This is a genomic window from Rhodopseudomonas parapalustris (assembly GCF_053772255.1).
The window spans coordinates 29,711-40,650 of sequence record NZ_JAMKBZ010000016.1 but is presented as its reverse complement, the minus strand read 5'-3'; the positions used below and the strand labels follow the sequence as shown (position 1 = coordinate 40,650).

The 10,940-nt window shown below is 60.2% G+C and carries 8 protein-coding genes; 5 read left to right on the top strand and 3 right to left on the bottom strand.

Going from position 1 to position 10,940, the window contains the following annotated elements:
* Nucleotides 1–21 precede the first annotated feature (21 nt).
* Nucleotides 22–753: a hypothetical protein gene (locus tag M9H71_RS15265; protein ID WP_455405815.1), complete on the bottom strand. Its 732-nt coding sequence runs from the start codon at nt 751–753 to the stop codon at nt 22–24.
* 370 nt (nt 754–1,123) lie between these two features.
* Here M9H71_RS15265 and M9H71_RS15260 point away from each other — a divergent pair, with 370 nt between their 5' ends.
* From M9H71_RS15260 to M9H71_RS15245, 4 genes are all read left to right on the top strand, one after another.
* The gene (locus M9H71_RS15260) at nt 1,124–1,741 is read left to right on the top strand and encodes a toxin-activating lysine-acyltransferase (RefSeq protein WP_455405814.1); all 618 of its coding nucleotides are present in this window, start codon (nt 1,124–1,126) and stop codon (nt 1,739–1,741) included.
* A 148-nt stretch (nt 1,742–1,889) separates the two neighbouring features.
* Complete coding sequence (locus tag M9H71_RS15255; protein WP_455405813.1) at nt 1,890–4,061, top strand: type I secretion system permease/ATPase; 2,172 nt, start codon at nt 1,890–1,892, stop codon at nt 4,059–4,061.
* Nucleotides 4,058–5,530, top strand: a complete 1,473-nt coding sequence (locus M9H71_RS15250; protein ID WP_455405812.1) for an HlyD family type I secretion periplasmic adaptor subunit — start codon at nt 4,058–4,060, stop codon at nt 5,528–5,530. Before M9H71_RS15255 ends, M9H71_RS15250 begins: the two co-directional genes overlap by 4 nt.
* 152 nt (nt 5,531–5,682) lie before the next feature.
* Nucleotides 5,683–6,471, top strand: coding sequence for a helix-turn-helix transcriptional regulator (locus tag M9H71_RS15245; protein WP_455405811.1), 789 nt, complete (start codon nt 5,683–5,685; stop codon nt 6,469–6,471).
* A 379-nt stretch (nt 6,472–6,850) separates the two neighbouring features.
* Here the strand turns inward: M9H71_RS15245 and M9H71_RS15240 are convergent, their stop codons facing one another.
* Entirely contained in the window at nt 6,851–8,392 is a 1,542-nt protein-coding gene (locus tag M9H71_RS15240) for a hypothetical protein (RefSeq protein ID WP_455405810.1), read from the bottom strand.
* Nucleotides 8,393–8,445: 53 nt separating this feature from the next.
* Here M9H71_RS15240 and M9H71_RS15235 point away from each other — a divergent pair, with 53 nt between their 5' ends.
* On the top strand, nt 8,446–8,727 hold the full coding sequence (locus M9H71_RS15235) for a hypothetical protein (protein ID WP_455405809.1): 282 nt from the start codon (nt 8,446–8,448) through the stop codon (nt 8,725–8,727).
* Between the two features lie 81 nt (nt 8,728–8,808).
* Here M9H71_RS15235 and M9H71_RS15230 read toward each other — a convergent pair whose 3' ends face one another.
* Nucleotides 8,809–10,938: a type IV secretory system conjugative DNA transfer family protein gene (locus M9H71_RS15230; RefSeq protein WP_455405808.1), complete on the bottom strand. Its 2,130-nt coding sequence runs from the start codon at nt 10,936–10,938 to the stop codon at nt 8,809–8,811.
* Between the last annotated feature and the right edge of the window lie 2 nt (nt 10,939–10,940).

The window sequence follows — 10,940 nt, the reverse complement described above, 5'->3', positions numbered from 1 at the left end:
TAGTGGCTCCCATTCTTCGTACTACTTTTTGCCGCGAGCGTCTCGAACGAGCTGCTCTGAGTGTTGGAGAGCGTCGCGAGCATCTGGATCGTCTTTGTAGGCCCGTTCACCGTCAGCATTGAATTTGAGAAACAGCCCCCGAGCCCCATCGTCAACGCGGGTCACCTGATCAAGCAAAGGCGTTCGAGAAAATCCGATGTGGAATAAAAGGTTTGGGAACTCGGGATACACCGTCCAATACTGGCATTGCGGGCTCGGAATGCCTTGGCTTGCTTTACCATCGCATCGGATAATCGCGGTGTACTCACCGCTTGGTGAACGTTTCAAATAGATGTCAAACAGCGTTGCGTGAGGATTTGATGCGTCGCTCTTTGGATGACGTAGTACATACCCGTCGAAGTCGGACATCCGGCTGGTTTCGTTCGGTGTAAGGTTCTTGAAGCCCCAAGCCTCCTGGACATACACGCGATACACTGACTGTAAGCTATGTATATTTCCGGAGCTGACATAAATGCTGATGTTGCTGTCCAGATAGTGTTTATAGTTGCTGCGTGACCGCCCTTGTAATTCCGGCCAAGTGGCAACGACAAGGACGCTTCCTACATCACGAGAGACGAGGTAATTAGTTGGGATCGAGAAACGTTGCGTGCCGAGAAATTGGTAGACGGGCGTCTGGTCGGTGCGCAGACTAAGAGGTGTATTGTCGCTACACGCACTTAGAAGCGTGACGACCGTCGATCCGATCACCGCCATGGCGATCGTCCTTGCGCGATGCCTCAATCTGAGCGCAGTCGGAATACCCGCCAGCATCATCGCTGCCGCTCGCGTGGAGATGATTCCCCTGCCTGCCATGCCCCACCCCATGTTACACGCAACGGTAGCAGTTCGATTGATGCACGCAACAGGAATCTTAACGATTGTGACGAATGAGCGCATAAGAGTATCTGAGTAATGGCTGATACACGGGGGTTTCTTTGCTTCAACGTTAAACTAAATGTCCCGCTTTCACCTTCCCGCAAATGGTAGTGGACAATGTTGAAAAACCACGCTTGCGCCTTAGTTCGTCGGGTGACACATTGCGATTTCAACCTAAGGTACAAGATATTGGACTCGGGGGACTTCGATGGCAAAGCAGCCTGCGACCGCATCAGAGACACATGAAAAGCCGAAGGCCGCATCAGGCAACGGTGCCGCAAACAATGGCGCAGCGGCACCCGCATCCACCGCTGCGGCGCTCGATCCGGAAGTGGCAAAGAAGATCGCGGCCGTGCGCTCGCATGTGCGCGAGAGCTTCGGCAAGATCGTGATGGCGATGATGGTGATTCCGCGCTATCGCAGCCAATCGCTCGAAGATCTTCAGCACCTCGTGCTCGAACCGCTCATCAACGATCGTGTCGCTATCGCCTATCCTTCGGATGCTGACAGCAATGCGTTGGCCGACATCGCCGGCGTCGCGATCTGGGCGAGCGTATCCGAGGAGGTCGACGCCAAGATCCGCGAACAGGTGAAGTCGGGCGTCTTCCCCGTCAGGCTCAAGCCGGACGAATGGAAATCAGGCAACATCAACTGGCTGCTCGATGTGATCGCGCCGAACTCAAAGGCGACGGCGCGTGTCATCGCCAACTTCCGCCAGGTCGCGAAGGAAGGTGATCTTCGCCTTCATCCGGTCGTCGCCAAAAGCCTCGACCCTGAGACCTTGAAAAAGATGGGTGCGCAAAAGTTCGAAGCGCCGGCTGCCTAATACACGCTTCCGTGCGCGTGCCCGTTGTCGAAGCGCCGCCGCGAATGCTGAACGGTCTGATGCAAAAGCCCGTCAGCGAGCGCGCGGCGCTATTGTTTTTCGTTCGATCTCCCGCGACGTGCGGCTCCCTGATGTGGCTAATCCATCCATGACCGACCTCGCGGAACCTCCGGCCCCGACAGCCGATAACGATCAGCCGCGTTTCGACCATGCGCTCGGCTGTTTTATCCTGCTGGCGAAGTTTCTCGGTGTCTCGGCCGATCCCGGCCAGATTGCGCATGATCGCGGGCGCGGCGACGACCCCTACAGCTTCGGCGATCTTTCCCGTATCGCGAAGAAGCTCGGGCTCGTCTCAAAGATCAAAAGAGCCCGCGCGGCCGATTTTTCCAAGCTGCCCCTGCCCGCGATTGCCGCTTGCGTGGACGGCACATCGATCATTCTCCTCAAAGCCGATACCGAGGAACGACGCTTCCTTCTGCAGCGCCCGGATGGCGACCGCGGCGAGATCTGGTCGGAGGCTGAAGCCGCGGAACGCCTGACGGGAGAGATGCTGCTCCTCACCTCGCGCGAGCGCATCGCTGGCGCGTCTCGACCGTTCGACATCTCCTGGTTTATCCCCGCGCTGGTCAAATACCGCCGCCCGCTGCGCGACGTCCTGGTCGGGTCGTTCTTCCTGCAACTGATGGGCCTCGTCAGCCCGATCTTCTTCCAGCTCGTCATCGACAAGGTGCTGGTGCACCAGTCGATGACCACCCTCGATGTGCTGGCCATCGGCCTAGCGGTTGTCCTGATCTGGGAAACGCTGCTGTCGGCGCTGCGCAACTGGCTGTTCGCGCATACGACCAACCGGGTCGATGCCGAACTGTCCGCGCAGATGTTCCGGCATCTCCTTAACCTGCCGCTCTCCTATTTCGAGGCGCGTCGCGTCGGCGACAGCGTCGCCCGTGTCCGTGAACTCGAACGCATTCGGGAGTTCCTGACGTCGAACACGGTCACGGTCGTCCTCGACCTCTTCTTCACCATTGTCTTCTTTGCGGTGATGATGCTCTACAGCCCGTGGCTGACGTTGATCGTCGTGCTATCGATCCCCTGCTACATCCTGATCTCGGTGTTCATCACGCCGGTCCTGCGCAAGCTGCTCGACGAGAAATTCAATCGCGGCGCCGAGAACCAGGCGTTCCTCGTCGAAAGCGTCACCGGCATCGGCACGCTGAAGGCGATGGCCGTCGAGCCGCAAATGCGAGACAAATGGGAGCGCCAATTCTCCGGCTACACCAACACCGGCTTCCGCGTCGCGGTGCTGGCCAACTGGGGCAGTCATCTCATCCAGATCGTGTCCAAGCTCACCACGGTCGCCGTGCTCTATTATGGCGCCAAGGCGGTGATCGCTGGCGATCTGACGGTTGGATCGCTGGTCGCTTTCAACATGCTGTCAGGCCGCGTCGCCGCGCCCATCCTGCGCCTGTCGCAGCTCTGGCAGGATTTTCAGCAGGTTCGCATCTCCGTCGACCGGCTCGGCGACGTCCTCAACGCGCCGGCCGAACCCGAACACAATCCCAACCGCGCCAGCCTGCCGCCGATCACGGGACGCGTGGCGTTCGACAAGGTGCGCTTCCGCTATCGCCCTGACGCGCCGGAAGTGCTTCGTGAAGTCAGTCTCGACATCGGCGCCGGCGAAATGCTCGGCATCGTCGGCCCGTCCGGATCGGGCAAATCGACCCTCACCAAGCTGGTCCAACGTCTCTACATTCCAGAACGCGGCCGCGTCCTGGTCGACGGCGTGGACCTTGCGCTTGTCGACCCTGCATGGCTTCGCCGACAGATCGGCGTCGTGCTTCAGGAGAACATCCTGTTCAACCGCTCGGTGCGCGAGAACATCGCGCTGGCCGATCCGACGCTATCGATGGAGCGTGTCATCGCGGCGGCAACGCTCGCCGGGGCGCATGAATTCATCCTCGCCCTTCCCCACGGTTACGACACGATCATCGACGAGCGCGGCAACAACCTGTCGGGCGGACAGCGGCAGCGCATGGCAATCGCCCGTGCTCTGGTCGGTAACCCGCGTATTCTGATCCTCGACGAGGCAACCTCGGCGCTCGACGCGGAAAGCGAGGAGATCATTCAGGAGAACCTGCGCAAGATCGCCAAGGGCCGGACGGTCATCATCATTGCGCACCGGCTCTCGGCCGTGCGGCAGTGCCATCGCATCGTCACCGTTGAAGCCGGCGAGATCACCGAGCAGGGCAACCATGATGAGTTGCTCCACCTCGGCGGGCGCTACGCGCAGCTCTACATAAAGCAGATGGGAGTGGCGGTATGATCGGCGCTGCCTTCGCAGGACGGTTTCCGACAATCTCCCGCCATCTGAGCGTCCTGCGTCAGGCATGGTCGATCCAGAATGAGGCTGATCGTCACCACCGGCCGCTTATTGAACACGAATTCCTCCCGGCCGCGCTCGAAATCATGGAGAAGCCGGCCAGCCCCGGTCTGCGCTACCTGCTGTGGATCCTGTGCAGCCTCTTTACCGTGGCGATCGTTTGGGCCTGCATCGGAAAGGTCGACGTCGTCGCGGTTGCCAGCGGCAAGATCGTCCCTGTCGGAAACGTCAAGCTGATCCAGCCGATGGAGATCGGCTCCGTCATCGCCATCCATGTTCGCAACGGTCAGCATGTCCAGAAGGGTGAGTTGCTCGTCGAGCTCGACCCGACACTGATCGGAGCCGAGGAAGCGCAGGCACAGCGCAACCGGTTGTCGGCCGACATCATCCGCGCGCGCAACAGCGCGCTTCTCGCCTATCTTGATGGACGTCCCAGCACTTTCAACGCTCCGCCCGGTACCCCTGACGACGTCGCCGAAACGCAACGGCAGTTCATTCGCACCTCAATCGCCCAGTATGAAGCCGAACGCGGCGCCCTGGAGCAGAGTAAGAACGAGCAAAGAGCGCAACTCGCCTCCTCGCAAGCGGAGCTGGCCAAGTTGCGGGAAACGCTTCCGCTGGTCGAACGGCAACTCGCCGCGCGGAGCGAACTCAGCGACAAGGGCTTCTTCTCCAAGCTCAAGACCATGGAGTACGAGCAGCTTCGTATTGAACACCTCCACAATATCGATGTGCAGGAAAGCAACGCGGCCCGTGCAAGGGCGTCGATCGCCAATTTCGACGCGCAGATGCATCGTCTGCGCGAAGCATTCGGCAAGGAGGCTGTCACTCAGCTCAGCGACGCCAGTGACAAGTCAGCGTTGGCCGCAGAGGATTTGCGCAAGGCCGGACAGCGAAAGGAGTTCCAGACGCTTGAATCGCCAGTCGCTGGAACCGTTCAACAGCTCGCCGTGACAACCGTGGGCGGCGTCGTTCAACCGGCCCAGCCACTGATGGTAATCGTTCCCGACGATGCCGATCTGGCCGTCGACGCGATGATCATGAACCGCGATATCGGTTTCGTCCGGGAAGGACAGCCGGTGCGGGTCAAGCTCGAGGCATTTCCATTCACGGACTACGGCCTCCTGGAAGGTGAGGTCGAAGACATCAGCCGCGATGCGATTGAGCAGAACCAGCAGCAGCAGCAGAATTCCTCCGCGAATGCCGGCGCGCAGCATCCGCCGCAGCAAGGTCTGGTCTACGCCGTCCGAATCCGGCTCAAGCAGAAGACGCTCTTGATCGCGGGCAAGGAACGGCCTGTTGGCCCCGGCCTCGCCGTGCAGGCAGAAATCAAGACCGGTGAGCGCAGGATCATACAATACATCCTCTCCCCGATCGCGCGCGCGCTCGATGAGGCCGGCCGCGAGCGGTAGCCCGCGGTGGCTTCAACGGTGCGGTTTCGGTGACCAATACGTCGGTGCGACGCGAGATGACGCTTTGTGCGACGAAAGACCAACGCACCTGGAGGTAGAAGGATTGAGAAAAAGTGAGCTTGTTAATCGGCAAAGGAGTAGCATAATCGATCATGGCGGTAATGGACCCAAGTGCATTTCCATGTCCGGCCGTGCATCGGCAAAAGCCGAAGACGGCGAGCTACCTCCGAAAGACCTGGGACTTCGTCGCACGCATCGAACAGTCACCAGATGCTGGCGGCGTTGAGCGATGCCTGATCGAACTGGCCAGTGTGTTCGGCTTTACTTCGGTGTTTGGCGGGGTGATCCCGAGTAACACGACGCCGAGTTCCGAGATCGCTTCGCGGATCATGATCCAGCACATGCCCCCCGGCTGGAAGAAACGTTACGCCGAGCGCAACTACGTCTTCCGCGACCCGATCGTTACCCATTCGCGGAAAGCGCGTTCGCCATTTCTGTGGGAAGAGGCCTACGCGCGATGCGAATGCTCGTCCGACGTGAGGTTGATCAGCGGCGAGGCCGGCGAATTCGGCCTTTGCAGCGGACATGTCGTCCCGGTCCAGACACTCGACGGTGGCGTCGTGGCCATATCGTTCGGAGGTGAAGCACCGGAGATCAGCGAAGAGGCCAAGAGCGCACTGACATTCGCTGCGAACTATGCGGTTGGCCGGTTGCTGTTCGTACCACGCAACGCAGCCGACCCGGAGACTAGGATCACAGCACGGGAAACCGAGTGCCTCCTATGGGCGGCGGAAGGAAAAAGCGACTGGGAGATCTCAGTCATTCTCGGCGTCTCCCGGCCGACAATTCTCAAGCACGTCCGTTCGGTCCGAGATAAACTCGACGCCGCAAATCGCACCCATGCAGTCGTCAAGGCAATCCGCCGTCGCCTGATACGATGAGAGGTCCCCGCAGGCATGGAGACGCCGCCGGTCGCGTTCGGAATTCGACGGCCGGAACGGAATGATAGAGGGACCCTTTCGCCCAGCCACGCACGACACTTTGCAGAAACCTGGCGGGCGCCCTGAGGGAGCGCCGTTAGGCTTCGGCGAATCCTTGGATGCCACCGCACGCGCTTTGAACGGCACCGGCCACCGTCGGCCGATCTTCGGTGGTGCGGATGCAAAGCGCTTGGCAGCTTCAATCGTGCCGACACCGGCTCCCGCCGGTCTCGCTGTAGCTCCGTGCTGCGTCCACACTTCGATGTCCTTCCGGCGCCGCGCGCAACTCGCGGATTGCTGCCATCACCGACCGACGTGCGTTGCCGGAGGCCAACCGGCGTTACTTCGCGATATCGTCCAACGCCCTGAAATGCATGCTGATCGGTCGAAGCCTGGCGCCTTCGCGCGTTCTCGTGGCCATGGCCAGCAAATCCTGCTTGCCGTCGTTCTTCAGTAAGTCCATGACTTTCAGCATGGTCGCAACCTCGTCGGCCTTCGGATCGTGGCCGGGATGGCCAGCGTGATCCATATGTCCGCCGTGGCTTGCCTCGAGCGCGACGCCGACGAAGGGTTCAGGCACCATGACGAACGGCTCATTGACGTCAAACCATTCGACGCCGTGCAATGTACGCTTCTTGATCCGGCCCGGACTTGCTGCTTCTTGCGCTGTGAACCAGTCATCGATCCGGTCGTCGACCCAGCCGTGGAGGCGCCAGAACAACGGATTGACGTGGGACGAGTAGAATTCGCCGAGATAGTCGTATTTTGGCGAATCCCATTTGTCGCTGAAATCGAAAGTCGGGCGGCCAGGATCCCCGGTCTCTGGATCGACTGTAATCTCTCCTGTTTCAGGATCACGCGCCGGCGTAGCCCAACGCATATGCATGTTGTTGTGGATCGTGAATTCGATGAGATTGCCGAGCGCGCCAAGGCTCAGGGAAGCAAGTGTTCCCTTGCTGGAAAACTGGCGCTCCCAACTGCGCATGATCGTATTGAAGAACTCTTGCGTCTTCGCCCACTCATCAGCAGGCGGCACCATGTTGCCTGATGAGGCGGCGTCGCGCTTGAAGGTTACCAGGCCGGAGGCATCCTTCGCCTCCACGAATGAGGCCTGGGCCGAGGACGGCTTCGGAATCTGTTTCCACGACTGCGGCGGCGCTACACCCTGATTGGCATAATCGTCGCTGACCATCTTGATCATCCAGCGGTGCATGAACAGAAAGTCCTCGCCTGCGCCGTTTTCGAGATCGAGTCCGCCGATCGCTTTCGGCCGGAATGGTGGACGTGCGAGGCCCCAGCCGTAACCATCGATCGCTTTGCGCGTTTCGGGCTGGAGATCCCACCAGGCACCGCGAACGGTGTGCCAGGTCGCATGCCAAAGCCGATGCCACTTGCTCGCCAGCATGGTCAAAGTGCTCGGCAAAAGCGCGACACCTTGGATGTCGTGTGGCTCGACGAACGCACGCTGAACTGCCGCAACACTCGCCGTCACGCCAGCCTTGGCCTTCCCGTGATCTTTAACTCTGATCACGGAGCCGACGAGGCAAGTGTGGGGATCGGTCGTCTCCGGCCATCGCCTCGCCAGGGTCAGCTCGTAGCGATAATGGTAATCGGCGATCGCCGAACTCGCCCGCCCCTTTCCGTCGAACTGAACCAGGAACGGTTCGGCGCTTGCGATCACGCCGGTGATGTCCATATAGGCGCGTTCAGTGTCATCGTCGTTCGTCGGCCACGACAGAAGCCCGGTCACGGTCCCGTCCGATGCCGCGAAAAGCGTCAACTCCGCTTCGGCGAACTGGATCTTGTTGAAATCGTCAACTATCTCTTCGCGATTTACAAAGCTGCGATAGGTATACGTCCCGGTTAGCTCAAAAGCCTTCATCACGCCCTCCCCCTTCGCCTTGCCGGCAATGCCCGACGATCAATCGTCAACTCATGAAAACCAACCTGTCACAAAAGGTGTTTTGGGAATTCGGAAATGACGCGCGCGGTGTTGCTTGGACCGCAGACAATAGCGTCTGCCGCACCTTCTCGCTCAAACTCGCCTGCACGAAAAATCCGATGCGCGCCGCCGTTTTTGCTATCGCAGCGCTGTGTATTGGCAGCATTGACCAATATGTACACATCGCGGAATCTGTAGACGAGTACAAGCGAAAGTGCAATTCTAGGTTTAATTTTAAAATCGGCTCGGCTTCTATTTTCTGCCGTGTTCGATAGTACGCAGTCGGACAACACGTGCGTGGAGCCACCCCGGAGTTTCGCGCTGGTCATCGCTCACTATCGCCTCGGCACCGAACCTCATGTGCCGTCCTCGCCGAAGTCCCGGTGCAAACGGTCGAGCGTCTCAATCGCACCTCGCACTCTCGGGTCGGAAACATCCGCCACCGCGTCGATCATCGACCGGTAGCTATCTTCCTGGTCGTCTGTGGACGCGGCCATAATGTCATGCACCGAATAGCTCTCACCCGGCGGCACCGGCGGCGGGTCGCCGAGCGACAGAGACTTATTACGTGTCCTGGTTTTCGATGCCGGCATAGGCGCTGCTTGTGCGAGATTGGACGCGGGCGCAGGAGCGGAGGCGACTTTCACTCCGTTTCGTTTCGATCTGGCGGCGGCCGGCTTTCTGGTCGCACCCGGCCGCTTCGCCTTCGGCGCCCTTGCGCCGGATGACTGACCCCCAACCGCCGCATTGATCGCGCCGCCCAACGGCTCGTCGATCCACGTCGCTAGCTTCGGTAGTGCGGGCGGATGTCCCTTGCTCCGTTCGTAGAGCTTCCGATACGGCTTATCCAGGTAATGCCGAATTTTCGTCAGTTCGAACGAGGGCGAGTTCTTCACCATCAGGATCGACAGCCTGGCCGACATCTCGCGCAGCTCGAGCGGACTGCGCAGCGGCCTTGGCGTGTAATGCGGCGTCCAGACACGAGGGGCAAATATGCCCTGCCCTGGACGCTGAATCGGCGTCTTGTAAACTTGCGTCGTCTCGCCCAGCATCTCCGACACGAACTCGGATGTCTCCAGGTCGTTGATCTGAATGAACAGCTTGATCTGCGAACCGGAGACTGTCGTGATCCGCGTGTTTCGGCCATAGAGTTCGTCGAGCTGCGCAAGATCCTGCATGACGATCGCCATGCGAAAGCCGTAGCCCGCACTGATGGTGATCTTGGAGATCAGCGAATCCATCCTGCCGACGTGATAGAACTCGTCGAGCATGAGCAGCACCTGGTGCGGCTCGTCGGCTCCCGGAATGTTGACCATGAGGAGGTCATGGATCTGCTGGAAAAGGATGCGGATCAGCGGCCGGAAGATGGAAAGCTCGGCGATCGTGCAGCCGATGAAAATGGTCATCGGCCGGCGGCGAAGTTCGCGGATGTCGAAGTCGGACGTTTCGGTCGCGGCCGAAATCAAACCATTGTTCCATAGCGACATCGCCATGTTGATGTTGAACACGGCGCTGTTGCGCGTCTCCGGTTCGAGCGCGATATACTGGTTGAAGCTGTCGATGACCCAGGTCGGCAGGTGGGCCTGTTCCGTCTTCACGATAGCCCGCAGCACCGTCGAAATGTCCTTACCGGTCGTGGTCATACGCGCCACGGTCCGCATGTGCTGTGCGCCGGCCGTCAGCGGCGAGGCGAGGACGTAGCCGATCAGCGCCGACAGAAGCAGGCGCCCTGCGCCCGCCCAGGTATCATCGGCCTTTTCCGGAATCACGAACGACGCCACGACCAGACAGTCGGTGGCCATGCGCTCATCGCGCCGTACGAAGTCCAGCGGATTGTAACGGTGCGTCTCGCTGGAGCCCGGCGAAAACATGTAGACCTCGTTCCCGACCGCCGCGCGATGGTTCGCGAGTGCGTCGAAATTCTCCCGCTTCGGATCGAAGAACACCGCCGAACCCCGCCAGAGATAGCCGTTCGGAAGCACGAACCCCGTCCCTTTGCCCGAGCGGGAGGGACCGACGACCAGAATGTGGGCCGGCTCGTCCGAGCGGATCGTCGCGCCGTTGAGCGTGCCAAGGACGATGCCGTGCTTTACCGTCAGGCCCTGCTTTGCGGCTTCCATCAACGTGCCGAAACGGGCAGAGCCATAGGGCATCTGCCGGCGGTTGATGAAAGCGAACAGGGCGCCTGCGGCACCCAGCCCGAAAACGGCCACAGCCGCGTAGCCGGCGCGGATGAGCGCCTCGGCACGCGTCGCAGGATAGATGAGGCGATCATAGAAGTGATGCCACGCGATCAGAAAGAATCCGCTCGAGCGATCGGCGTTCTGCATCTGAAACAGCGCCCAGCGAGCCGAGCCTTCGCCCGGAAACCGATGCGGTGCCCATCGCAACGCAACGACCACTTCGTAGGCAAGGCTCCACAAGAGGGCGAAGGCCAGCATGGCCATGAGGGCGATGCCAATGCGATAGACGGCTACGCGCCCCATGG